Origin of the sequence: Flavobacterium sinopsychrotolerans (assembly GCF_900110375.1) — a bacterium.
GTDB classification, from domain to species: domain Bacteria; phylum Bacteroidota; class Bacteroidia; order Flavobacteriales; family Flavobacteriaceae; genus Flavobacterium; species Flavobacterium sinopsychrotolerans.
Genome location: NZ_FODN01000005.1, coordinates 1 through 23,693, shown reverse-complemented (window position 1 = coordinate 23,693; position 23,693 = coordinate 1). Strand labels below are relative to the sequence as shown.

25 protein-coding genes are annotated in these 23,693 nt (G+C 33.0%); 9 read left to right on the top strand and 16 right to left on the bottom strand.

The annotated features are described in order from the left end of the window. Positions 1–20: 20 nt before the first annotated feature. The gene (locus BMX64_RS09985) at positions 21–521 is read right to left on the bottom strand and encodes an NAD(P)-binding domain-containing protein (protein ID WP_091171263.1); all 501 of its coding nucleotides are present in this window, start codon (positions 519–521) and stop codon (positions 21–23) included. 86 nt (positions 522–607) lie between these two features. Further along, positions 608–1,195, bottom strand: coding sequence for a Crp/Fnr family transcriptional regulator (locus BMX64_RS09980; RefSeq protein WP_091171257.1), 588 nt, complete (start codon positions 1,193–1,195; stop codon positions 608–610). A 153-nt stretch (positions 1,196–1,348) separates the two neighbouring features. Between BMX64_RS09980 and BMX64_RS09975 the strand changes: the two genes are divergently transcribed. Continuing rightward, positions 1,349–2,200, top strand: a complete 852-nt coding sequence (locus tag BMX64_RS09975) for a transketolase (RefSeq protein ID WP_091171253.1) — start codon at positions 1,349–1,351, stop codon at positions 2,198–2,200. A gap of 61 nt (positions 2,201–2,261) precedes the next feature. Then, on the top strand, positions 2,262–3,215 hold the full coding sequence (locus tag BMX64_RS09970) for a transketolase family protein (protein ID WP_091171249.1): 954 nt from the start codon (positions 2,262–2,264) through the stop codon (positions 3,213–3,215). Positions 3,216–3,427: 212 nt separating this feature from the next. Here BMX64_RS09970 and BMX64_RS09965 read toward each other — a convergent pair whose 3' ends face one another. After that, entirely contained in the window at positions 3,428–4,498 is a 1,071-nt protein-coding gene (locus BMX64_RS09965) for a helix-turn-helix transcriptional regulator (RefSeq protein ID WP_091171245.1), read from the bottom strand. 352 nt (positions 4,499–4,850) lie between these two features. Here BMX64_RS09965 and BMX64_RS09960 point away from each other — a divergent pair, with 352 nt between their 5' ends. The 3 genes from BMX64_RS09960 (at position 4,851) to BMX64_RS09945 (ending at position 7,353) form a co-directional block, all read left to right on the top strand. After that, complete coding sequence (locus BMX64_RS09960) at positions 4,851–5,246, top strand: hypothetical protein (protein WP_091171241.1); 396 nt, start codon at positions 4,851–4,853, stop codon at positions 5,244–5,246. A gap of 643 nt (positions 5,247–5,889) precedes the next feature. After that, positions 5,890–6,681 carry a sensor histidine kinase gene (locus BMX64_RS09950; RefSeq protein ID WP_091171234.1) on the top strand — a complete coding sequence of 264 codons (792 nt, stop codon included), beginning with the start codon at positions 5,890–5,892 and terminating at the stop codon, positions 6,679–6,681. A 3-nt stretch (positions 6,682–6,684) separates the two neighbouring features. Continuing rightward, positions 6,685–7,353 carry a response regulator transcription factor gene (locus BMX64_RS09945; RefSeq protein ID WP_091171231.1) on the top strand — a complete coding sequence of 223 codons (669 nt, stop codon included), beginning with the start codon at positions 6,685–6,687 and terminating at the stop codon, positions 7,351–7,353. 294 nt (positions 7,354–7,647) lie between these two features. On the opposite strand, the gene BMX64_RS16000 is transcribed toward BMX64_RS09945, so the two are convergent. Next, positions 7,648–7,878 (bottom strand): DUF547 domain-containing protein, encoded by a 231-nt coding sequence (locus tag BMX64_RS16000; RefSeq protein WP_396180375.1) that lies wholly within the window; start codon positions 7,876–7,878, stop codon positions 7,648–7,650. 170 nt (positions 7,879–8,048) lie between these two features. After that, positions 8,049–8,189, bottom strand: coding sequence for a hypothetical protein (locus BMX64_RS15715; protein WP_167543051.1), 141 nt, complete (start codon positions 8,187–8,189; stop codon positions 8,049–8,051). A gap of 168 nt (positions 8,190–8,357) precedes the next feature. On the opposite strand from BMX64_RS15715, the gene BMX64_RS09935 reads away from it, so the two are divergent. After that, positions 8,358–9,617, top strand: a complete 1,260-nt coding sequence (locus tag BMX64_RS09935; RefSeq protein WP_091171224.1) for an asparagine synthetase B — start codon at positions 8,358–8,360, stop codon at positions 9,615–9,617. A 128-nt stretch (positions 9,618–9,745) separates the two neighbouring features. Here BMX64_RS09935 and cphA read toward each other — a convergent pair whose 3' ends face one another. Beyond that, on the bottom strand, positions 9,746–12,370 hold the full coding sequence (gene cphA, locus BMX64_RS09930) for a cyanophycin synthetase (protein ID WP_091171220.1): 2,625 nt from the start codon (positions 12,368–12,370) through the stop codon (positions 9,746–9,748). A gap of 269 nt (positions 12,371–12,639) precedes the next feature. Between cphA and BMX64_RS09925 the strand changes: the two genes are divergently transcribed. Beyond that, positions 12,640–13,512: a cyanophycinase gene (locus tag BMX64_RS09925; protein ID WP_091171215.1), complete on the top strand. Its 873-nt coding sequence runs from the start codon at positions 12,640–12,642 to the stop codon at positions 13,510–13,512. A 57-nt stretch (positions 13,513–13,569) separates the two neighbouring features. Continuing rightward, complete coding sequence (locus tag BMX64_RS09920) at positions 13,570–14,412, top strand: isoaspartyl peptidase/L-asparaginase (RefSeq protein ID WP_091171212.1); 843 nt, start codon at positions 13,570–13,572, stop codon at positions 14,410–14,412. A 32-nt stretch (positions 14,413–14,444) separates the two neighbouring features. On the opposite strand, the gene BMX64_RS09915 is transcribed toward BMX64_RS09920, so the two are convergent. The 10 genes from BMX64_RS09915 to thrS all read right to left on the bottom strand — a co-directional run bounded on the left by BMX64_RS09915 (position 14,445) and on the right by thrS (position 22,846). Continuing rightward, positions 14,445–15,248, bottom strand: coding sequence for an endonuclease/exonuclease/phosphatase family protein (locus tag BMX64_RS09915; protein ID WP_091171208.1), 804 nt, complete (start codon positions 15,246–15,248; stop codon positions 14,445–14,447). Positions 15,249–15,490: 242 nt separating this feature from the next. Continuing rightward, complete coding sequence (locus tag BMX64_RS09910; protein ID WP_091171204.1) at positions 15,491–15,961, bottom strand: hypothetical protein; 471 nt, start codon at positions 15,959–15,961, stop codon at positions 15,491–15,493. 243 nt (positions 15,962–16,204) lie between these two features. Beyond that, a complete protein-coding gene (locus tag BMX64_RS09905; protein ID WP_091171200.1) occupies positions 16,205–16,516 on the bottom strand; it encodes a hypothetical protein in 312 nt (103 codons plus the stop codon). A 65-nt stretch (positions 16,517–16,581) separates the two neighbouring features. Then, positions 16,582–16,869, bottom strand: coding sequence for a hypothetical protein (locus BMX64_RS09900; protein ID WP_091171197.1), 288 nt, complete (start codon positions 16,867–16,869; stop codon positions 16,582–16,584). A gap of 160 nt (positions 16,870–17,029) precedes the next feature. Further along, positions 17,030–17,698, bottom strand: coding sequence for a response regulator transcription factor (locus BMX64_RS09895; RefSeq protein WP_091171193.1), 669 nt, complete (start codon positions 17,696–17,698; stop codon positions 17,030–17,032). 11 nt (positions 17,699–17,709) lie between these two features. After that, positions 17,710–19,431, bottom strand: a complete 1,722-nt coding sequence (locus tag BMX64_RS09890) for a tetratricopeptide repeat-containing sensor histidine kinase (protein ID WP_091171189.1) — start codon at positions 19,429–19,431, stop codon at positions 17,710–17,712. A 150-nt stretch (positions 19,432–19,581) separates the two neighbouring features. Further along, positions 19,582–19,926, bottom strand: a complete 345-nt coding sequence (gene rplT, locus BMX64_RS09885; RefSeq protein ID WP_073016805.1) for a 50S ribosomal protein L20 — start codon at positions 19,924–19,926, stop codon at positions 19,582–19,584. 101 nt (positions 19,927–20,027) lie between these two features. Next, the gene (gene rpmI / locus BMX64_RS09880; protein ID WP_022827375.1) at positions 20,028–20,225 is read right to left on the bottom strand and encodes a 50S ribosomal protein L35; all 198 of its coding nucleotides are present in this window, start codon (positions 20,223–20,225) and stop codon (positions 20,028–20,030) included. Positions 20,226–20,325: 100 nt separating this feature from the next. Then, the gene (infC, locus tag BMX64_RS09875) at positions 20,326–20,883 is read right to left on the bottom strand and encodes a translation initiation factor IF-3 (protein WP_370273076.1); all 558 of its coding nucleotides are present in this window, start codon (positions 20,881–20,883) and stop codon (positions 20,326–20,328) included. A gap of 16 nt (positions 20,884–20,899) precedes the next feature. Then, the gene (gene thrS / locus BMX64_RS09870; RefSeq protein ID WP_091171186.1) at positions 20,900–22,846 is read right to left on the bottom strand and encodes a threonine--tRNA ligase; all 1,947 of its coding nucleotides are present in this window, start codon (positions 22,844–22,846) and stop codon (positions 20,900–20,902) included. A 546-nt stretch (positions 22,847–23,392) separates the two neighbouring features. On the opposite strand from thrS, the gene BMX64_RS15595 reads away from it, so the two are divergent. Then, positions 23,393–23,593 carry a hypothetical protein gene (locus tag BMX64_RS15595; protein ID WP_143056076.1) on the top strand — a complete coding sequence of 67 codons (201 nt, stop codon included), beginning with the start codon at positions 23,393–23,395 and terminating at the stop codon, positions 23,591–23,593. Positions 23,594–23,693: the final 100 nt, after the last annotated feature.

Genomic DNA, 23,693 nt, shown 5'->3' with positions numbered 1-23,693 from the left:
TTTTTTTAATTAGTGTTAGTTTATATGATATTGGCTTTCAAACCAATACTTGTAAATAGTGTCAAAATAGTTTTTAAGGCTTCTTTATCATTTCCTTTCAAAAGAACGGAATCGTTAGAATTATCCGCTGATTCAAAACTCTGAATAACTTTAGAAAAAGGAACCAAAAGCTGTAATTTTTCAAGAGTACTTTCGAAATTAATCGTGTTCTTTTTGTTTTCCAAGAAAATTACAATCTTGCCTGTAGCCACATTTCTAATTTTTTCAATCAGATTGACATCAGTTGCCGCAGGATTTGAAAGTATAATAACGTCAGCTTCCCAACTGGCATTGGTTGGACAAATCATCATCTCCGCGTTTGCGTTTGGATGTTCTGAAAGTATTTGGGAATAAACTGTATTCAGTACAACAGCATCATGATCAAACAGTAAAACGGAATTGGTTTTGGCAATTTGCTTCGCTAAAAAAATACTGTTGGTTTCTGAAACACCAAGTACTGCAAATGTTCTTTTATTTGACATCGACTTTTATTTACTTGGCAAATTTAGGGCTGTACTGGTAAAGTTTCCGTTGATATAAAACAAGAAATTCTATTGATCTATGTCAATTAAAATGAACTCCTATTGTTAATTTGTTTGCGAACCCGACTCAATGTTTCCGGTTTCAGTCCAAGGTAAGAAGCGATCATGTGTTGAGGAACTCGTTTTACAATTCCGGGATAAGCAATTCCTAAATTGGTGTATTTTTCTTCGGCGGTTTCTGTTAAGGCCGAATTTATTCTGGCTTGATTTGCGATGTAGGCATTTTGCAAAAGCAAGCGTTGGTATCTTTCAAACATGGGGACTTTATCCATCAAAGCTTCTCTGGCTTCAGTAGTCAGCAAAAGCAATTCAGAATCCTCAAGCGCTTCAATGGTATAAATAGAGTTGCTGTTGGTCAGAAAACTGGATAAATCTGTAATCCACCAGCCTTCAATCGCAAATTGTACAATGTGTTCGTTTCCTTTTTCATCCATGGAAAAAGAGCGGAGGATTCCTTTTTCAACAAATGCATTGTAGATACAAATGTCTCCTTCTTGCAACAGGGTTTGTTTTTTATGCAACTTTTTAGGAATAAAAAAAGTTTTACACAACTCCATTTCTTCTTGGGTCAGTAGTACTTTTTCCTGAATGCTTTTGAATAATTGTTGAAACATGGCTGCAAGATACTAAATACTCGATAATTCATGTAAAAATTTATTATTGCTAATAAAAGACAATCCTTAATAACTATTGATAAATCTAAAAATGGAACCATTCATAAATCAAAATATCTGATTATCTTTGTGCAGTCTAATTTTAACACACAAATGAAACCGAACACACAACAATTAAACGATTTAACAATCCAAGTCAGAAGAGATATTCTTCGAATGGTACACGCAGTCAACTCAGGTCACCCAGGTGGTTCTCTTGGTTGTACTGAATTTCTTGTAGCCTTATACCAAAATATAATGGAGCGTAAAGAAGGTTTTGATATGGACGGTATTGGAGAAGATCTTTTCTTCCTTTCAAACGGGCATATTTCACCTGTATTCTACAGCGTTTTAGCAAGAAGCGGTTATTTTCCGGTTTCGGAACTGGCTACTTTCCGTTTGATCAATTCAAGATTGCAAGGACATCCAACTACACATGACGGTTTACCGGGAGTGCGTATTGCGTCTGGTTCTCTTGGACAAGGATTATCAGTAGGAATTGGTGCTGCTCAAGCTAAAAAATTGAATGGGGACAACCATATTATCTATACGCTTCACGGCGATGGAGAATTGCAAGAAGGTCAAAACTGGGAAGCCATCATGTATGCTTCTGCAAAAAAAGTGGACAATCTTATTGCTACAATCGATTTAAACGGAAAACAAATTGACGGTTCTACCGATGAGGTTTTAGCCATGGGAAGTATCCGCGCTAAATTTGAAGCTTTTGATTGGGATGTTTTAGAAATTGAAAAAGGTAACGATATCGAAGCTATCATTGCTGGTATGAATGATGCTAAATCAAGAACTGGAAAAGGAAAACCAGTTTGTGTATTGTTACATACTGAAATGGGTAATGGAGTAGATTTTATGATGTATAGTCATGCTTGGCACGGTAAAGCGCCTAATGATACGCAACTTGAAATTGCTTTAGGCCAAAACTATACTGAAGGAGAAAGCGATTATTAAAAAGTATTCAGAATTCAGTAATTAGTGTTCAGTAGAATACTGCTAAAATCTAAATTAGAAAATGAAAAAATATACAAATACAGGAAGTAAAGATACGCGTTCGGGTTTTGGAGCGGGCATGACTGAATTAGGTCAAAAAAATGAAAATGTTGTGGCACTTTGTGCGGATTTAATAGGTTCTTTAAAATTTGATGATTTTAAGAAAAACCATCCGGAGCGTTTTTTCCAAATTGGAATTGCGGAAGCCAACATGATCGGAATTGCAGCAGGTTTAACCGTTGGAGGAAAAATTCCTTTTACTGGAACTTTCGCTAACTTTTCTACAGGAAGAGTGTACGATCAAATTCGTCAATCCGTTGCATATTCTGAGAAAAATGTAAAAATTTGTGCTTCACACGCTGGATTAACTTTAGGTGAAGACGGTGCAACGCACCAAATCCTTGAAGATATTGGGTTGATGAAAATGTTACCGGGAATGACTGTAATCAACACCTGTGATTACAACCAGACTAAAGCGGCTACATTAGCAATTGCAGATCATCATGGTCCTGTTTATTTGCGTTTTGGTCGTCCAGTTGTACCTAACTTTATGCCAGCAGACGAGCCTTTCGAAATAGGAAAAGCAATTGTTTTAACTGAAGGTTCTGATGTAACTATTATAGCTACCGGACATTTAGTTTGGGAGGCTTTAATTGCTGCGGAAGCATTAGAAGCACAAGGGATTTCTGCTGAGGTAATCAATATTCATACGATCAAACCATTGGATGAAGAAGCGATTTTGAAATCATTGGCAAAAACAAAATGTATTGTTACTGCTGAAGAACACAATATTCTTGGTGGTCTTGGCGAAAGTGTTTCCCGAGTATTAGCATTAAACAGCCCAGCTCCACAAGAGTTTGTAGCGGTTAATGACAGTTTTGGAGAATCTGGAACACCAGAACAATTAATGGATAAATACAAATTGAACAATCAAGCGATTGTTGAAGCTGTAGAAAGAGTAATGAAAAGAAAATAATTTTTTTTCTGGAATTGAAAGCGGATGCCACAAAAAGGCATCCGTTTTTTTATTTAAAAATAATAGGAACTTTTTTGGATGATCCGTTTTTAATTTTTGGATTTACTTCGATTGAATTCTAATAATCCCTTGATAAGAGAATATAAAACTCAAAAATTAGCATTAAATTATTGTGAAACTGCTAACTATTAATATTTAGAATTATAAAACGGTTAAGTTATTTTTTTTTCTGTTTCAGAGGGAAGGAAACCGAATCGTTTTTTAAAGGCACTTGAAAATTTACTATTGCTATTATAACCTGTCAAAGTAATAATTACTTTTACTTGGTCATTAGTTTTTTGAATGAGCTGTAACGCCAAACGCATATTTTTCTCTTTATGATATTGTAATAACGATAGTCCAAATACTGTTTTGAAATTAGATTTTAATTTTGTTGGAGACATGTTCACTTCAGTGGCAATATGCTCAATACCCACAAAAGGGACATTTAAATTATGCAGAATCATTTTTTCAGCTTTCGCAATTTTGTAATAATCTAAATTACTTAATGAAACATCATTTTTCATGCGATTGTCGTTAAAGGCATTATTAACGAAGTCCGTGATTAAATCTAAGCTATGTTTTTTTAAATCAACAGTGTTAAATACCCCTGAATTTTCGTTTTCCAAAATTTTCGAAATTTGTTTTGCTAACGTACTGGCTTTGGGAGCAATATCAAGCCAGGTGTAAAACCCTAAATCATTGTTCAGAAGTTTATAAATACTTTCTTTATTATTTAAGTCTTTAAAAAAAAGATTGTTATCTGCCCATTTTTTGTTAAAAATAAGGTTGTAAAATTTGCCTTTTGTATTTTTATAAAAATAAGTAGCTACTTCTGTTCTTGGTTTGTAAAATGTCCAGCAAACACTTAATAGTGTTACATTATTATTTAAAGAGTCTTTTATAGGAAACTCATATTCAAAAGCTGAAAACGATAAAAAATAATAATCAGTAACTTCATCTTCAGTATAAATTGCTTTTGCAATTATATTTTGTTTAATTTCTATATCGGTGGCTAAGAGCCAAAAACCATCTTCGATTTGGCGATAATGCATGATGCCTTTGCAAAAAGGATTGTTAGTGTAAATTGCTTGTTCTAAGGGCTTATGCTTTGCTATTGGCGTTTTTATTACACTATTAAACATGACTTCCGGGGAATTGGATAAATAAGGCAATTCAAAAAAATCATCTTTGAGCAGGAAAAGGTATTTTTGAAGGTGTTTAGACCATTTATTTAAGGACATAAATTTTAATATTCTTAATATTTAAAATCAATTTAGTTGCGCAACCAAAAAATATTGTTAGAGTTAAAATTATTTAAACATCTAAGTTGATAAACTTGAGGACAATTATTTATTCTAAAAAAGTGTTAATTTAAATTAAAAATAAATGAAATTTTTAATTCATCGATTAAGTGTTTTGAATAATCGATTAACTGTTGTTTTAGAAGTGATTAGTGCTGTTTTCGCTACTAATACCTTTGTTGGTTTTATATTTTAAGCATGCTTTTTTTGTTAAAAATCTTAAAAAAAGAGTAGTTTAGCATTCAGATTATAAATCTACTATTGAAAGATCAACATCCAAAATCTAAAAACTATGTCTGAAAAAACCACTACAGCAAACAATGAATCAAAATCAAAAAAAGCAAACACTATTCCGCTCAAAGAAGCACAAAGATGGGCTAAACGTTGGGCTAAAAAAGAAGGTCATTATAATAAGCACCATAATTTGAATGCATTTCTAATCCCTAAAGCTGATTTACTTGAAGTATTAGCAGAGGGAATTGATGCCGCAAGAGCCTATATAGGGGTTGATGATAATGGAGTTGAAAAATTAATGATTGTAGGTACGAAATATGATCCTATAACAGGTATTTATGTAGATATGATTTCTGGCACTTTGGGAAATTCAGCAGGAGGTGAAGATAATATATACGATTTTACAGAGCCTTGCCCGCCGGCGAGTGATCCTGAAAGTCCTTTAAATTCCTAATTGACATGTGGAGTTTATTTGCAAATATTGGTTACTTAATTTTATTCCTTAACCTAATTCTATTTATTAAAAGCGCCCGAAATTACGGGAAAGCATTCTCAATTTTTACATGGTATCTTGGTGTAATTTTTTTAGTCCAAATTACTTCAATGACCTTGAAGAAATTCAATATTAATAACTTATATCTCTCGCATTTTTATTTTATCGGCCAGTTTATACTTCTGAGTCTTTTTTACATAAATATTTTAAAAGGAGAATTGCAAAAAAAAATAGTGAAAGTTTGTCTAATCATAGTCTTGTTGTCGTTAGCAGTACAATATGTGAATGACTTTTCTTTGTTTTTAAAATTTAATCTTTTCGAAATATTCATTACTTCCATATTATTGATTCTGTATGCCACTTTTCATTTTTACAATATGTTAAATGAAAAAAAAGAGTTCTATTTCATAAATATGGGCATTTTGTTCTATTTGTTCGGTAGTACAATTTTGTTTTTGGTGGGGAATCTGACAATTGTTTTAAGTCCAAAAATGAATAAAATTACGTGGATTTTGAATAGTATATTGTATGTTTTGTATCAGATTTTCATATTGGTAGAATGGAAAAAAAGTTTTTCTAAAAAAAGAGAATTTAAAACAATTTTATGAAAGTCAATACGCTGCAGGAAAGTGAAATAATTGAAATCATAGTGTATAGTTTTATCGCTTTCCTTCTAATGGGATTGGTTTTGATATTGTTTTTTTATTTTTCAAGAAAGAAAATTATTCAAAAGGAATTAGAAAAAAAGGATTTAGAAATTCAGTATCAAAAAGAACTTTTAAGTGCCGTAATTATTACTCAGGAAGAGGAACGCAAGCGTATTGCACAAGATTTGCATGATGACATCAGTTCTAAACTGAATATTGTTTCGCTGAACTCGCATTTGTTGACCACACCTAATTTATCTCAAAACGAGATTCATGAAATTACTGCAAACATTATCAATCTTACCGGGAAAGCTTTAGATAATTCAAGAAAAATTGCACACGGTTTGTTACCTCCTGTTTTAGAAAAATTTGGACTTCATGCAGGAGTCGAGGAATTATGTTTGGAATTTAGCAGTTCCAAAGCAGTAAAAGTAAATTATGAAAACAAAACTACATTTGATATCAGAGACATTGATAAACATTTACATGTTTTTAGAATTTTGCAAGAACTGATGAATAATTCGCTTCGGCACGGAAAAGCAACCGTTATTGCAGTCCTTTTTGAAGAGAAAAACGGAATCAAAAACTGTTATTATTCAGATAACGGAATTGGTTTTGAAATGAAATCCGACAAAAATAAAAAAGGATTAGGAATGAAAAATATAGAAAGCAGAATTGCTTTTTTAAATGGTAAAATGACTTTAGAATCAGCATTAAGCAAAGGAGTTTCGGTAGTTTTTAATTTTTAAAAAATGAGCAAAACTATAAAAATAATATTAGTGGATGATGAGATTCTTTTTAGAAAAGGAATTTCTTTTTTATTGGGTCGTGAACCAAATATTGACATCATTTTTGAAGCGTCAAACGGTGATGAATTGATTTCTTTTCTGCAAAACAATAAAAATAATCATCCGGATATTATCATCATGGACTTAAAAATGCCAGGAATTAATGGTGTTGAAGCAACTAAGATTATTCATGTGGAATTTCCAAAACTAAAAATCATAGCACTGACCAGTTACGATTCAAAGTCTTTTGTTGCCAATATGATTGATGTAGGCGCAGTTTCGTATTTGATAAAAAATGCTACTCCGCAAGAATTGATTAAAACTATAAATGAAGTTGCTGAAAAGGGTTTTTACTACACGGATTATGTCATGAAAATTATTCAGGATGATGTCTTGACTGCTAAAAAAACAAAGAGCGCTTTAGATAATAATTTTTTGACAGCTCGTGAATTTGAAGTATTAAAACTGATTTGTTTGCAAAAAAGTACGGCTGAAATTGCCGAAAAGCTGTTTATAAGTCCAAGAACGGTAGAAGGTCATCGCAATAATTTATTATTGAAAACGGAATCCAGGAATATTGCTGGTTTAGTGGTTTATGCTGTTCAGAATGAAATTATGGATTTTGAAGTTTAATTTTTTTGAAAATTTAGTTAATTGCTTGAGGAACGGCAATTGCGTTGCATTAGATATTGTTTTTTATTTTGCAGTGTTTTTTGAACTGAAGTGTATACCCTTTCAAGTCTTTTTTTAAACTTGTTTGCAATAGTTTTTTTAACTGAGCGCATACCTCCAAAATCCCGATAATAAGAGAATAAAAATTTTGATGTTCGGATTAATTTTAATTTTGAATCAAATTCAGTTTCAGATTGAATGAAATTGTGGGTAATTTGGCCGAGTTGGTTTTCAATTATTTCACTGTCGTAATAATCAATGGTTGTTTTTTCTAAAGAAATACTGCGTAAAGCAAAATGGATTCGTAAGATATCCAAATCCCATTTTAAATTTCCTTAAAATCCCATGTTCAATATCGTTTAATGACAATTGAGAACGAGCAATTTTTATTCTTTTTAAGTTGTAAATTGAAGTATTGTCAGTAGATTCTTTTGAAATAATGAGATAATACGCATTGTAGATATTTATCCAAAATGTCTTTCTCAAATCATCACTATCCAGACTTTTCTCCAGTTTTGCTGCCTGGATATAGAAAAGTTGTCTTCTCAGCAAGGTCGAATCGCCATCTGATTTTGCAGTGACGAGAATTTCTTCTGATAAAGCGGTGTAATAATTTTTTAAAACAATTTCTATTTTTTGAGAATAATTTTCATTCGTTATAGGCTAAGATGTTGGTAGCAAAGCATGTAAAAAGTTATGATAAGGATTACTAATAAACACAATCCTATTTTTTTTAATAAATTCAGAAGATTGAACGGATCATTGCTTTCGTTTGGATTCATTATTGAATTTTTCATTTTGGTTTATTAAAGGATATCTGCGAATTTATAATTAAGAAATAATTTGGCTATGCGTATTTTTACGTGTTTTTTAGAAAAGCGATGAAAAAGCTTCATTTAAACGTTAAATTTTATTCATTTGAAGTGCTTACTTTCTATCTTTGAGATATAAAAAATTACTGCAAGATGCTCAAAAAACTCTTCTATATATTCCTTTTTCTATTGACTACAACTGCCAAAGCTTCTTTTATTTTGGTTCCAATGGATGAAACTACGCAGCAAAACCATTTGAAAGCATACGGAATTACCTTTTGGTGTTTGGACAAAAATTACAAAGCAAGTTGGTTACTCAATTATCGTGGCGGATCTTTTTTACTGCCTGATGCAGAGGAAATTCGTAAAGAGTGCCAGATACGAGGTGTTAGTTTTGAAATAATTTCTGATGGAGAAGAGTGGGCTATTTTGAATGAAATCTCAAGTCCTTCACAGAACATGGAATCAGTAGTGCTGGAAAAAGCGCCAAAAATCGCTGTTTATACACCTAAAGGAAAACAACCTTGGGACGATGCGGTAACGCTAGTTTTAACCTATGCAGAAATCCCTTTTACCGCAATTTATGATGAAGAAGTCTTAAGTGATCAACTTTTGCTTTACGATTGGTTACACTTGCATCATGAGGACTTTACAGGACAATATGGTAAATTTTATAGCGCATACAAAAATGTGCCTTGGTACATTGAGCAAAAGAAAGATGCTGAAACAATGGCTACTAAATTAGGATATTCTAAAGTTTCACAAGAAAAGGGAGCTGTAGCGAAGAAAATCAGGGATTTTGTTATTGGCGGTGGATTTATGTTTGCTATGTGTTCTGCAACGGATAGTTTTGATATCGCTTTGGCGGCTGATGGTATGGATATTTGTGAAGCCATGTTTGATGGTGATGCCAGCGAAGGCAATTACCAATCGAAGATGAATTTCAGTAATTCTTTTGCCTTCAAAGATTTTACTTTGGAAAGAAGGCCCGAGCAATATGAATTTTCGGATATTGATATGACTTCTAAAAGACGAGTTCCTATGGATAAAGATTATTTTACTTTAATGGAATTTTCGGCTAAATGGGATCCAATTCCTAGTATGCTCTGTCAAAACCACACCCAATTGGTTAAAGGATTTATGGGACAAACTACTGCTTTTAACGCACCTTTAATAAAATCAAACGTGTTGGTTATGGGAACTTGTGAGTTGAATGGGGAGGCACGTTACATTCATGGTCAAAAAGGGAAAGGAATGTTCACATTCTACGGTGGTCACGATCCGGAAGATTTTCAGCATCAGGTGGGAGATCCTCCAACAGTTTTGGATTTGCATTCTAATTCACCGGGTTATCGTTTGATTTTGAATAACGTTTTATTTCCTGCAGCCAGAAAGAAAAAGTTGAAAACATAATATACAACAAAAGCCAATCTGAATTCGATTGGCTTTCGTTTTTTAGCCCTGATGGTAGTGGCATCCTTTGTTTGCCTTCTTTAGGCAAATAAAGATATAACGGACAGCAGGATTAGCTCCTGAAAAAATTACACCACTCCGTGTTCATTTTCTTTGTCTAAATATTCTTGTACAATATCAATTGCATTGGTCACTACGTCACTTAAAGCGGTGATGAAACTTCCTTCTTCGGCAGAGTTTATAGCATGTTTTATCGCTTCAGTTTCTTTAGGGATAATTTCATAGGTGACCGTTTTACCGGAAGCTTTGATTCCATCGAGAATTAAATTAATAATTTCATCTTCGGTTCTTCCTCTCAGGTATTTTTCTTGTCTAATTATAATATGGTCAAACATTCGGGCTGCTATATTGGCACATTCTCTGATGTCTTCGTCTCTGCGATCACCAACACCTGCTATTATTCCAATTTTCTTGGTAGCATCTACGCTTTGAAGGTATTCTTCGACACCTTTATAACCGGATGCATTGTGAGCAAAATCAATAAGGACTTTGAATTTTTTGAATTCAAAAATATTCATACGACCCGGAGTTTGTGCGGCACTTGGAATGAAAGTTTGAAGGGACAAACTGATATCTTCAGTTTTGAAACCCCATAAATAACTCGCTAAAGTAGCAGCAAGGACATTGGCAATCATGAATTTCGCTTTACCGCCTAATGTTAAAGGTACGTGAGTCGCACGCTCAATTCGGATTTTCCATTCTCCTTTTTTGATAGTGATATAGCCATTTTCATAGACTGCAACTGTTTTTCCTTCGGCACAAAGTTTTTTTATAAAATCGCTGTCTTCGCTCAAACTGAAATAGGCGACATTACAATTTAGGTCTTTTCCTAACTTTATACAATGTTCGTCGTCACCATTTAAAACAGCCCAGCCGTTTTTCTTGATACTTTTGACCACTGTAGCTTTCACTCTTGCCAAATCATCTAATGTGTGAATGTCGCTTAAACCCAAGTGGTCTTCCTGAATATTAGTTACAATTCCGATATCACAGCGACTGAAACCCAAACCAGAACGAAGAATTCCGCCTCTGGCAGTTTCCAGAACTGCAAATTCTACAGTTGGATCTCTCAAAATATATTCGGCACTAAGAGGTCCTGTAGTGTCTCCTTTTTCCATCATGTGATTTTGAACATAAATCCCATCTGATGTGGTGAATCCTACTTTGAATCCATTATTTTTCACAATATGTGCCAAAAGTCGGGTAGTGGTGGTTTTTCCGTTTGTTCCCGTCACGGCAATTATTGGAATGCGACATGATTTCCCCGGAGGATACAACATGTCAATTACCGGTGCAGCCACGTTTCTGGGCAAGCCTTCAGAAGGAGCAAGGTGCATTCTAAAACCAGGAGCCGCATTGACTTCTAGAATTACACCACCATTTTCTTTTAAAGGTTGCGTCAAATTTTCGGCCATTATATCAACTCCGCAGACATCGAGTCCAATGACTCTTGAAATTCTTTCAGCAAGAAAGATATTTTCGGGGTGCATCATATCAGTCACGTCTACAGAAGTTCCTCCAGTACTTAAATTAGCTGTAGATTTTAAAAATACAATTTCACCAATTCTTGGAATAGTTTCCAAAGTATAGTTCAGTTTTTCCAATAGATCTTCGGTATCACGGTCGACATCAATTTGAGTTAGCACATTTTCATGTCCATAACCTCTTCTTGGGTCCAGATTTGTGGTGTCAATTAATTGCTGAATGCTATCCGTTCCGTTTCCAATTACGTGAGCAGGAACTCTTTTTGCGGCAGCTACTAATTTATTATCGATAACCAATATTCTAAAATCGAAACCGGTTATGAATTTCTCTACAATGACACGTTTCCCGTATGCTTGTGCAAATGCTAAACCGGATACAGCATCTTCCCAATTAGTAACATTAATGGAGGCACCTTTTCCGTGATTTCCACCCAACGGTTTTAGGACAATAGGATAGCCAATTTTTTGTATCACTTCAGCTAGACTCTCTTCATCTACACAAATGCTTCCGCTAGCCACAGGGATGGAGGCCATTTCCAACATTTTTTTGGTTTGTTCTTTGTTGCAGGCAATATCAACAGCAATGCTACTTGTTTTACAAGTAATAGTTGCCTGAAAACGCATTTGATTGATGCCGTATCCAAGTTGTACCAATGAGTTTGTTCCAAGTCTTATCCATGGAATATCTCTAGAAACGGCTTCTTCTACAATACTTCCGGTACTTGGTCCAAGTCGCACGCGCTCGCGTATTTCTCGCATTTTCTGTAAGTCGGCATTCACATCATATTCAGTTCCCGCAATTAATGCTTCGGCAATGGCAACAGAGGATTCTGCAGCAAAAAGACCTACATTTTCTTCCGTATAACTAAAAACTACATTATACGTTCCTGGAGTTTTAGTTTCTCTGGTTCTTCCAAAACCGGTTTCCATTCCGGCAAGAGACTGAATTTCAAGGGCAATATGTTCAATCACATGTCCCATCCAGGTTCCACGTTCTACTCTGGAAAAAAATCCGCCACGACAACCTTCAGAACAACGGTGTTCAATCATTGAAGGAAACATAGCTTCAATGCGTTCTTTAAATCCGTCAATTTTATTGGTAGGGAACTGCTCCATTTCTTCCAAATCCAAACGCATTTGGATTAATTTTTTTCTTTGAATACTCCAGATATTCGGACCACGAAGGGCTTGTACTTTAATTATTTTCATAGAAACAGAAGATTATTTTTTTGTGTAAAAAAAGTTGAATACAAAGACTTAATTTTCATTTTTGACCAGTGTTGTTTTGGAAAAAAAAGGTAAAGTACAATCTAACAACTCAATCTAAATAAGATAGAATACAACTAAATTAAAGTTTTTTACAATACGAATCGAAATTTATTCTTTGAAAATTAATTAATATTATTTCTGTTCGCAACTATTGAAAAAAAATAGAACTTCAAAGGTTCTTTTTTTATCTTTTTGGTTATTTTTACCAAATGAATATACTAGGAAAACTAATAATAATAGGCGGTGCAGTAGATAAAGGAAGTTTTACCGAAACCTATTTAGATAAAAATGCCAACAATAATTTAAACTTTTTTGAAACTGGAATTTTAAAAAGGATACTGAATGAATCAAAACACAAAGAGAAGTCCCGTATAGAAATTATCACAACTGCTTCAGTCATTCCGCGAGAAATTGGTCCTGAGTATGTTAAGGCATTTGAATATTTGAATGCTAAAAATGTAGATATTCTGCATATTGAAAGACGAGAACAAGCTGCAGATGCAACAGTTTTATCTCGATTAAAAGCAGCAGACATTGTTATGCTTACTGGAGGCGATCAATTGCGATTGACTTCCATTCTGGGAGGAACACCATTTCATGACATGTTGTTGGATAAATACCACAATGAAGAATTTATTTATGCTGGAACTTCGGCTGGAGCCGCAGCAGCCTCTAATAACATGATTTATCAGGGAAGCAGTTCAGAGGCTTTACTGAAAGGCGAAGTGAAAATTTCGAGCGGATTGGGTTTAATTGATGGCGTTATTATCGACACTCATTTTGTACAACGCGGTAGAATCGGTAGACTTTTTCAAGCTGTTGTAGGTAATCCGAGAGTACTGGGAATAGGACTTGGAGAAGATACCGGATTGTTGATTACTAATAATAATGAAATGGAAGCGATAGGCTCCGGTTTGGTTATTTTGGTTGATGGGCGTGAGATAAAAGATACTAATTTAACGAAAGTAGAATTAGGACAACCCATTTCTATCTCCCATTTAGTAACACATGTTATGAGCAAATTTGATACTTATAATCTTGAAACGCATAAAATGCACATTCAATCTTCTCATTACCTATAATAGTTAGTTTGCGAATAACAGATTTTTATACAGTAAACTAAAAGACTTCAGTCAATTATGAAATTAATTATACATGGTGGTTTTTTTTCGGAATCATCAACCAATCACGAAACAAAAGTGGCCAAGCAAAAGGCTTTAGAAAGAATTGTAAAAGATTCCTATACATTTTTACAAACGCATTCCGCATTAGAAACAGTTGTTTATGCCGTTTCGCTTTTGGAAGATGACGAATTGTTCAATGCCGGAATTGGATCCCAAATTCAAAGTGACGGAAAAATAAGAATGAGTGCTGCGGTTATGGATGGGGAAACTCAGAAAATGAGCGGCGTTATCAATATAGAAGAAGTGAAAAATCCGGTTCAGGTTGCACAAATATTGATACAATATGACGATAGAATTTTAGGTGGAAGTGGAGCTACTAATTTTGCACGGCAACATGGTTTTGAAGCTTTTTCAACTGAAATCCCTCAACGAAGAGCTGAATATGAAGCGAAACAGAAATCATTGGGGACAGGAACCGTAGGTTGTGTCGCTTTGGACCAAAACGAAAAAATTGCTGTAGCAACTTCAACAGGCGGGAAAGGATTTGAAATTCCTGGGCGTATTTCAGATTCAGCTACTGTAGCCGGGAATTATGCTAATGCATTTTGTGGCGTGAGTTTGACAGGAGTAGGTGAAGATATTGTGAGTAATGCCACCGCGGCAAAAATCGTCACTCGGGTTACCGATGGTTTTGCGCTACAAGAAGCTTTTGCCAAAACGTTTAAAGAATTAAAACCTTATGATGGTTTTGCAGGAGCAATTGCCATTGACAGTCAAGGAAATATGTTTCATCAGGATTCGCATCCAAGTATTGTTTTTGCTAGTTTTGATGGCAATAATTTTGAAGTTTTTGATTAATATTCTCTGTCTAAAGGGATTTTTGTTTAGTATCAGTTCAAAGAAAATTCAAACCAAATAGGAATGTGGTCAGAGATTATTCGGGCTTCTTTTAAAGAATTGAAGTTTTTATAAAACGGGATAATTCCTGAATTTATAGTATTTACTTTCGAAGATTTGAAATACATATTATCAAATTCCGAAGCCAGACAATTATCGTTTTTGCATTCTTGTTTCAGCGAAGTTTTTTGGTCAACCAAAATTGACTGATAGCCCATTTTTTTCAAAGGATTAAAAACAGTATGTGATTGCGGACAATTGAAATCACCCGCGAAAATTAAATTTAAACTGGGATATTCAACCGGTAGAAATTTAAAATATTTAATTTCGGTTTCAGGTTGTCTTTTCTTTGTTATCGCATGAAAATTAACGACTGTAAATTGTTTGTTTTCATATTGAAACGTACAGAAATAGGGTTCTCTGTCTATTTCTAAATGATATTTTTTTTCCAGCCAGGCTTTTCCTATTTTTTTAATTGTACTCGTTTTCCAGATAAAAGCATATCGTTCAGTTTTATAAGCGCTGCTACAGGTAGGGTCACTAATCACATAATCCCATTTTGCTCCTTTACGATTAAGTTCATCCGCCAATCTGGCTACAGCCTGCGCGCCACCATATCCTGCCACGACTTCCTGTATGGCGACAATATCATATTCTCTCAGCGAATTTGCAATATAGTTGATCGATTCTTCGGATTTAGATTTACCAAAATTTTCAAGATTCCAAGAAACGAGTTTGGTTTGAGAGAAAGTAAAAGTAGCAATGAGGAGGAACAGGAAGGAATAGCTGTATTTCATTTATTAGGAACAGAATGTTTTAATGAATTTATTTTAATTTAAAATGACTTTGTATAAAATATAAAACCACACGATAAGTTCTAGTTTTTATTTCAGATTTGAATGTAAAGATAGTTAAGGATTCACTTTAATGATAAACTGTCTCTTGTTTTGTTAAGAAGATTATATCTTTTAATTTAAAACGGAATCGTATTGAAGTTACCTATTTAACTAAGAATTAGCAGTTTTTGAGGATAAATCATTTAGGCACAAATTTCAATTGAGATTTTAGTACTATTATCAATTTTAGAGTCATAAATCTCTTTTCGAATTTCATTTATAAGATCTATAGCTTCTTGTTTTAATTTTTCAGTTATTTTTTTTTCAAAAGTCTTTCCGTTTTTTAGACGTATTTTTAAGGTATAGTTTCTGAATTTATTCATTTTTAAAATGAAAATAATGACTGTTAAGTAAGCGAGAATGATTGGTATGTCAACTTGAAGATATAAGTGAGAAAATAGTCCAGAAAAGAGTAGCACTAAGATTATTAAAAATTTATTACTGAGCTTCATTTTATTTACAGAAATATAAATTTGATCCAATTCAGAAAATAATATTTCTTTTTTTATTTTTCCTCTTTTATTTAAAATTATTCCGTGTTCTGTTAAATTAATTTCCTTGAATTTATTTTTAAAAATTATTCTGTGGTAAAGTTTATTTTTATTCATTTCCATGATCTGGTCATTCTATTTTTTTTGTAGTTCCAGTCCAATAACCTTATTTGTTTTTCCAAATTTGATATACCAAATAAATAAGACAAGCAGTTCCTATTAGGATTACAGCAATTTGTATTGAAAATAATAGATCAAAATTGAAAAAAAGTAATAATTCCATTGTACTAGTTTAGTAATTGATTTCAAACTTACAATCTTAAAAAATCATTAGTCTACGGTTTTCCTCATTTGTAGATAAAAATGTTATTCAAATTCAGTTCTATAATTTTCTTTGCTGTATTTGGAATAAATAATTTTCCCTTTTCGTTGTCTTGAGGAACATTTCATTGGTTTTTGATTTATATAAATGCCAACTGTATTTTTTTTATTCCATTTCTCAAAAATTTCAAGATTAATATCTTTTTCGGAGATTAAAATTTTGTTATTAGGTTTGTCAATCAATGAACCATCACCTTTATATTTAGGGACCTTTTCTAAATGAATTTGTAGCGATTGTTTTGAAGGAAAAGAAAACAATATTACAAGTAGAAGTCCTAACAAGATGTTTTTTTTCATTTTTAAGAAGTATTATATTTTCAATTTCATTCCGATTTTTAAATCTGATAAAAATAAAGTAATTGCTATATTTTTATCCAATTGCTTGCAATCCAGTCTTGTAATTGAGTTCTGTAGACTTCGTTTTCTAATGCGGAATGTTGTAAAAAGCTTTCTACTTTTTGAAAAGTTGCTTTTGTTTGGGGGACTTTATATTTTTCCAAGAACTGATTGCAAAAATGAATTACTTCACATTCTTCTACTTTATCAACATAAATTCGGTCAAGAATTTCAATATGATTTGTATTGTTTTCCAGATTAATCGTTTGAGAATATCCTGAGAATGCTAAATCTTCTCTTGTAAAATTGGCCATTTATATTGATTTAAATTTATGGGATAAACCTAACATCTTTATAAATCATATCCTTACGATAAACCGTAAAAACACTATTTTTAATAAAAAACATTAAAAAATGGCTGAAATAATTCAATTATTCTGTAGACTTTCGCTTTAGGAAGAGTAAAAATGTAGATTAGACCAGTCCTAAGTCTTTTGTTATTGCGATAAGATGAACATTATTATTGGCTTTGAAATATATTTTGAGCTTATTGATACGTTTTTCCAAACTACTACTGCCATTAGGTACAATTCCTGATTCTTTAAATTCAGATGAGATATTGTCTAAAGTGGATCCTTTTGACAATGATTTCAAAAGAGCTATGTCATAAGATTCAATTTCAAAAAGAGAATTATCCCTTAAAGCCAAAGATAATTCAGCAGATAGTTTTACTTCTTCATTATTATAAATACGTTGAATTGTTTTTTTGAGTATTGGAATACTATTTCTACCCTTAGAAACATAAGCATTTATTTCTAAATTATTAAAGAGAGACTTTATTCTAAAGGATTTATCTTCAATAGAAAATACGATAGTTTTGAGGTCTGGTTGGAGTTTTTTTGCAGCTTCAATAAGTTCTTCTCCAGATGAAAATCTGTTCTCTCGATGGTCTGGTTTAAATGACAAATCACTAATTAATAAGTCATAAGGTGTACTGTTATGTAATCCTTTTTTTATTTTTAAAAAAGCGTCATCACAGTATTTGGCATGATGAATTTCTAAGATAGCAAGTTCTTCAAGTACTTTAACTATGGAAATGCTGATAGAGTCTAAATCTTCGGCAACTAAAACTTTTTTGAACATAGGAATTGGTATTATATTGGGAAAACAATATGTATTCTAAACCCTTTGCTGGATTTACTCTCAAAAGTAATTGTTCCTTTTATAGCTTTAATACGGTTTTCCACATTTTGCAGTCCATTTTTTGAATTTAATTGTTCAAATGTTGCTCCTATCCCGTTATCAGTGTAATCTATTTGTAATTTATTTTTATTTTCTTTGAAAGTTAATACGACCAAACTAGCTTGGCTATGTTTTTTCATGTTGACGAGTATTTCTTGTAGCACCCTATAAACGATTATTTTCTTATTTTGTTCTAAGGTTTTCCAATTAATTGTCTCAATACCGTTTGATATCACGTTTACATTGACTGTATTAAATCCAGACATCATTTCTTTCAAATTTGACATGAATAAAGGACCAGTTTCCATGGTGTTATTTTCACGAGAAATATTTCGTGTCCTTAAATAAATGGTATCTAGATTAGAAATTAGTATTTCTTTATTGTGAGTGTCCGATAAATCTTGTGTTTCAGCAAAAGCCATTGTATGATATACATCATTAGCCAATTCGTCATGTAATTTTTTTGCTATGCGAATCTCAGTATTGTAGGAGACTTTTATTTTTTCTCTTCTGTTTTTAATTAGTATTAGATTTGTTATAAGGATACTAACCACAGTAATAATTGCAACTATAGCATATAAAAGTATATTTTTATTTTTTTGTTTTTCGGATTCAAGTTCTTTTTGCGCTTTTAATTTTAGATTTTCATCCTTTTCTTTCTTAAAATCGTATTTGATTTTAGCAAATTGATTTTTGGCTTTTTGCCTAACTTTGTTGATGCTGTCATTTATATGGATATAAGCGAGTGAATGTTTTTTTAATTCAGTTCCTGAACTGTTTTGTATCAATAATTCTAAACAAATCATACGATCAAGTATGTTTTTTCGCTTAACGGCTGATAAATATCCTAGTTTTGCATAATAAAGAGATAGATTTTTATTCTTTTTGTTATAATATTGTGAAAGATTTAAATAGCTAGAAGAAATACCGATGTATTCTTTTATTTTTTCTCTAATATTTAAACTTAAATTTAAATGGTATAATGCTTTAGGGTTTGATGTTTTGTCATAGGCATGTCCTAAATTATCGTTGATCCTAGCCAATGTTTCTGGGCTGTTTATTTCTTTTTTATTTAAAAGTAACGGAATGAGAATCTTGATAGCTTTTTTATAATTACCTTTTTCCGTGTAGGCCATCGCAATATTATTTTTTATACCAGATTTTATATCTTCATCCGTTTTTGAGTTTATAGCCTTATTGAAATAAAATATGGCATTGTCATTATCATATGTTTGTAAATAAGTATTACCTAAAGTGATGTAAATGTTCGTTTCTCCATAAGGATATTTATCTGTGTTTTCTAACAAATGAAGGGCTTCGATAGCTGTAGTCTCACTACCAGAATAATCTCCTAAATTAGTTTGAATTTGCGCCATCCATGATAATGAATGAATAATTATGGAAGTATCTTTTTTAATTTCCGCAACATATTTTGCTTTGTTAAAATAGTAATAAGAACTGTCATATTTTAAGCTTTCATGGTGTTTATAACCTAGTTCTAAAAATTTATTAATTTCTACTCGATCAAATTTTTTTGGAGTGCTGTCTTTAGGCTTTTTATTACAGGATTGTAAAAAGGTAAGGACTATTAATACGGCGATGTAAACTGGGAAGTATAATTTTTTAAAAATCATCTTTCGAAATTACTTAAAATAACTTTATTACAAAAGTTATTTGATGAGTATATAGTATCAATTTTAAAATGGAATTTGAAACAAAAAACCCCAATCTTTCGATTGAGGTTTTTCTATAAGTAAGTAATCTAAATTGAGTTGATAAAACGTTTATTTTACTTTATTAAGTACTGCTTTGAAAGCTTCTGGGTGGTTCATCGCTAAATCGGCAAGAACTTTACGGTTCAATTCGATATTATGCTTTTTTACTTTACCCATGAATTGTGAATAAGACATTCCTTCCAATCTAGCTCCAGCGTTGATACGTTGAATCCATAAAGCACGGAAATTTCTTTTGTTCACTTTTCTATCACGGTAAGCATAGCACATTGCTTTCTCTACCGCATTCTTAGCAACTGTCCAAACGTTTTTACGTCTACCAAAGAAACCTTTGGCTTGCTTCATTATTTTTTTTCTTCTTGCTCTTTTAGCAACTGAATTTACCGATCTTGGCATAATTTTATTGTTTTTTTTGTAGTAGGCGGCTTGAATTGAATCAAAAGCACTTAATGGCCATACTCCAAGGTTATTTTAAATTGTTTTAACCTAAAGAATTATTAAATAATTCTTAATTGTTGTTTGATGCTTTTCATATCTGTTTTGTGAACTAGCGCAGAGTGTGTCAATGCTAATTTACGTTTTTTAGATTTTTTAGTCAAGATGTGACTTTTAAAAGCATGCTTTCTTTTAATCTTTCCAGAACCAGTAACTTTAAAACGTTTCTTGGCGCTAGATTTGGTTTTCATTTTAGGCATTTTTTCCTAGTGTTTTAATTTATTCTTACTTACTTATCGTTTTGTCTTAAAGTTAAAAGTCATAAAGTCTAACGTTAAGACTTTTGAATTTATGACGTATTTATTTCTTCTTCTTCGGAGCAATGAACATAATCATTCTCTTTCCTTCCAGAACTGGCATCGCTTCTACTTTTCCAAATTCCTCAAGATCTGTTGCTAATCTCAACAATAAGATTTGACCTTGATCTTTGTAAATTATAGAACGACCTTTAAAGAAAACAAAAGCTTTCAATTTTGCTCCTTCTTTTAAGAATTTTTCTGCGTTCTTTCTCTTAAATTCATAATCATGCTCATCTGTTTGAGGTCCGAAACGAATTTCCTTAACGACTACTTGTGTAGATTTCGCTTTTAGGATTTTATCACGTTTCTTTTGCTCATAAACAAATTTCTTGTAATCCATGATTTTGCAAACCGGAGGTTCAGCATTAGGGGAAATCTCAACTAAATCCAATTCAAATTGGTCAGCTAATCTTAAAGCTTCTGAAAGTTTAAAAACTCCTGGCTCAATATTTTCACCTACAAGTCTCACTTCTTGTACACCACGAATAAGACTGTTTATTCTGTGGGCATCTTTTTTTTCTACGCGAGGTTGGTAACCTCTGTTGCTTCTTATTGCTATGACTTTATAATTTAAGTTAAACTGTGTATACTTTTAATGTTTTATTGATTTCCTCGTTTACAATAGCAACAAATTCTTCTATTGTAACGCTGATATTTCCCTTTCCTTCTTGTCCGTGACGACGGATAGAGATGGTTCCGTTTTTCTCTTCTTCCTCGCCTACGATCAACATAAACGGGGTTTTTTGCATTTCGGCATCTCTGATTTTCTTCCCGATTGTCTCGTTTCTATTATCAATGAGGGCGCGAATTTCGTGATTTTCTAGCAAATCTAAAACTTTTTTCGCATATATTTCATATTTTTCGCTCAAAGACAATATTATAGCTTGTTCTGGCATTAGCCAAAGCGGGAAATTTCCTGCAGTGTGCTCCAATAAAATAGCTATAAATCGTTCCATTGAACCAAAAGGAGCTCTATGGATCATCACCGGTCTATGTAATTCGTTATCAGATCCTTTGTAGGTCAAGTCAAAACGTTCTGGTAGGTTATAATCTACTTGAATGGTTCCTAACTGCCATTGTCTTCCCAAAGCATCTTTTACCATAAAATCCAACTTCGGACCATAGAAAGCAGCTTCACCATATTCAACAACGGTTTTCAAACCTTTGTCTGCAGCGGCATTGATAATGGCATTTTCTGCTTTTTCCCAGTTTTCATCACTACCTATATATTTATCTCTATTCTCTTTATCTCTCAAAGAAATCTGAGCTGTAAAGTTTTCGAATCCTAATGAACCAAATACATAGAGTACCAAGTCAATTACTTTCTTAAACTCTTCATCCAGTTGTTCCGGAGTACAAAAAATGTGTGCATCATCTTGAGTAAAACCTCTTACACGAGTCAAACCGTGTAGTTCACCACTTTGTTCGTATCTGTAAACCGTACCAAATTCAGCATAGCGCTTTGGTAAATCCTTGTATGACCATGGACGTACATTATATATTTCACAGTGATGAGGGCAGTTCATCGGTTTCAATAAAAACTCTTCCCCTTCAGCTGGAGTGCTTATGGGTTGAAAACTGTCTGCACCATATTTTGCATAATGACCTGAAGTTACATACAATTCTTTTTGACCTATATGTGGTGTGATTACTTGCTCATAACCCGCTTTCTTCTGTGCTTTTTTCAAAAACTGCTCTAAACGATCTCTCAACGCAGCACCTTTTGGCAACCATAATGGTAAACCTGCTCCAACTTTTTGTGAAAAAGCAAATAACTCCAATTCCTTTCCTAGTTTTCTATGGTCGCGACGTTTTGCCTCTTCTAATAATAGAAGGTATTCTGTTAAATCCTTTTGTTTGGGAAACGAAGTTCCATAAACACGGGTTAACTGTTTGTTTTTTTCATCACCACGCCAGTAAGCACCGGCAACGCTCATTATTTTCATCGCTTTGATTATTCCGGTATTTGGAATGTGACCACCGCGACATAAATCAGTAAACGTATCATGATCGCAAAACGTAATTGTTCCATCCTCAAGATTAGTGATCAATTCAGTTTTGTAAACGTTATCCTTATATTGTTCCAAAGCGTCAGCTTTAGAAACAGGTCGTAGTTTGAATTCGTGCTTTCCTCTTGCTATTTCAAGAACACGATCTTCAATTTTTTTGAAGTCAGCATCTGTGATTTTTTGATCTTCAAAATCTACATCATAATAAAATCCATTAGATATTGCTGGTCCAAGAGTTAATTTTATCCCTGGATACATTTCCTCTAAAACCTGTGCCATTACGTGTGAAGTAGAATGCCAAAAAGCCTTTTTTCCACCTTCGTCATTCCATGTATATAATATAAGACTACCGTCCGTCGTCAAAGGAGTTGTGGTTTCTACAGTTGTACCATCAAATGATGCCGAAATCACATTTCTGGCAAATCCTTCACTTATGCTTTTGGCAACATCCATCGGTGTTACCCCTGAAGCAAACTCTTTAACTGACCCATCGGGTAAAGTAATCTTAATCATTGTTTATTATTTTAAGAATGCAAATATAGAGCATTGCAGAAATACATACAATATATATGTAAGGTTTGTTGCTATATAGGTGTAAATACAAAGTCGGACTCCTTATATATAGGTAAAGAGATGTTTTTTCTATTGCGAGCTGTTTCCTGCGATCCGTTTCAATTAGAGTTTCATTTTGGCGTTCCTTATAAAATACAGAGAGGCGATTATCGTAAAGGGTAATCGCCTCTCTGTATTTTATAAGTCGGGCTATTCGCTACAAGTCCTCGTCCCGTTGAGTTTGAGACTCAACGGGACTGTGGGCTTTTCGCTGCTATCCCTAACGCGGGTTTCGATAAACCAGAGCTTTTTGTTATTTTGACGTATATGATTTTACCTAATATATAGGAGAGAATGGAAAAGCGATGTTTGTTACTATATAAGGTACGGCATAAAACCATTTTATTGGTCCAGACGAGTTTTTTTGTTTAAATACAGGCAAGTTAGGCTGTTTTTAAGGATTAGAGCTTAGTTAAGAGCAGTTAAAGCATGAATAAAGATTAAATTTTGAAAGCTTTAGTAAATAAAAGAGGGAAGTTGAAAGCGTCCGATCATACTGAAATAGGCGATTTTGACTTAAAATTGTACCCATCGGCTGTTTTGTTACTGTTTTGTTTAAAAAACTTTGACATTCAAAAAGCATGTTTTCAGCAGGTTAAAGATAAAGTTAAGAAAAGGTCAAAAAAAGGTTTAAAAAAGCTTGAATAACGCAATAAAGGTGCTAGTTTTGCACCCGCAATGACGCAGAAGTTCTTTTAAATACTGGCAAGTAAAGTTAATCAAAGTAGAAAATTTATTTTCAAAAAAA

What these genes read in the sequence shown, in the direction of transcription:
- BMX64_RS09985 (WP_091171263.1), bottom strand. Translation starts at nt 521, where the DNA reads ATGTCAAATAAAAGAACATTTGCAGTACTTGGTGTTTCAGAAACCAAC.
- BMX64_RS09980 (WP_091171257.1), bottom strand. Translation starts at nt 1,195, where the DNA reads ATGTTTCAACAATTATTCAAAAGCATTCAGGAAAAAGTACTACTGACC.
- BMX64_RS09975 (WP_091171253.1), top strand. Translation starts at nt 1,349, where the DNA reads ATGAAACCGAACACACAACAATTAAACGATTTAACAATCCAAGTCAGA.
- BMX64_RS09970 (WP_091171249.1), top strand. Translation starts at nt 2,262, where the DNA reads ATGAAAAAATATACAAATACAGGAAGTAAAGATACGCGTTCGGGTTTT.
- BMX64_RS09965 (WP_091171245.1), bottom strand. Translation starts at nt 4,498, where the DNA reads ATGTCCTTAAATAAATGGTCTAAACACCTTCAAAAATACCTTTTCCTG.
- BMX64_RS09960 (WP_091171241.1), top strand. Translation starts at nt 4,851, where the DNA reads ATGTCTGAAAAAACCACTACAGCAAACAATGAATCAAAATCAAAAAAA.
- BMX64_RS09950 (WP_091171234.1), top strand. Translation starts at nt 5,890, where the DNA reads ATGAAAGTCAATACGCTGCAGGAAAGTGAAATAATTGAAATCATAGTG.
- BMX64_RS09945 (WP_091171231.1), top strand. Translation starts at nt 6,685, where the DNA reads ATGAGCAAAACTATAAAAATAATATTAGTGGATGATGAGATTCTTTTT.
- BMX64_RS15715 (WP_167543051.1), bottom strand. Translation starts at nt 8,189, where the DNA reads ATGAAAAATTCAATAATGAATCCAAACGAAAGCAATGATCCGTTCAAT.
- BMX64_RS09935 (WP_091171224.1), top strand. Translation starts at nt 8,358, where the DNA reads ATGCTCAAAAAACTCTTCTATATATTCCTTTTTCTATTGACTACAACT.
- cphA (WP_091171220.1), bottom strand. Translation starts at nt 12,370, where the DNA reads ATGAAAATAATTAAAGTACAAGCCCTTCGTGGTCCGAATATCTGGAGT.
- BMX64_RS09925 (WP_091171215.1), top strand. Translation starts at nt 12,640, where the DNA reads ATGAATATACTAGGAAAACTAATAATAATAGGCGGTGCAGTAGATAAA.
- BMX64_RS09920 (WP_091171212.1), top strand. Translation starts at nt 13,570, where the DNA reads ATGAAATTAATTATACATGGTGGTTTTTTTTCGGAATCATCAACCAAT.
- BMX64_RS09915 (WP_091171208.1), bottom strand. Translation starts at nt 15,248, where the DNA reads ATGAAATACAGCTATTCCTTCCTGTTCCTCCTCATTGCTACTTTTACT.
- BMX64_RS09910 (WP_091171204.1), bottom strand. Translation starts at nt 15,961, where the DNA reads ATGGAAATGAATAAAAATAAACTTTACCACAGAATAATTTTTAAAAAT.
- BMX64_RS09905 (WP_091171200.1), bottom strand. Translation starts at nt 16,516, where the DNA reads ATGAAAAAAAACATCTTGTTAGGACTTCTACTTGTAATATTGTTTTCT.
- BMX64_RS09900 (WP_091171197.1), bottom strand. Translation starts at nt 16,869, where the DNA reads ATGGCCAATTTTACAAGAGAAGATTTAGCATTCTCAGGATATTCTCAA.
- BMX64_RS09895 (WP_091171193.1), bottom strand. Translation starts at nt 17,698, where the DNA reads ATGTTCAAAAAAGTTTTAGTTGCCGAAGATTTAGACTCTATCAGCATT.
- BMX64_RS09890 (WP_091171189.1), bottom strand. Translation starts at nt 19,431, where the DNA reads ATGATTTTTAAAAAATTATACTTCCCAGTTTACATCGCCGTATTAATA.
- rplT (WP_073016805.1), bottom strand. Translation starts at nt 19,926, where the DNA reads ATGCCAAGATCGGTAAATTCAGTTGCTAAAAGAGCAAGAAGAAAAAAA.
- rpmI (WP_022827375.1), bottom strand. Translation starts at nt 20,225, where the DNA reads ATGCCTAAAATGAAAACCAAATCTAGCGCCAAGAAACGTTTTAAAGTT.
- thrS (WP_091171186.1), bottom strand. Translation starts at nt 22,846, where the DNA reads ATGATTAAGATTACTTTACCCGATGGGTCAGTTAAAGAGTTTGCTTCA.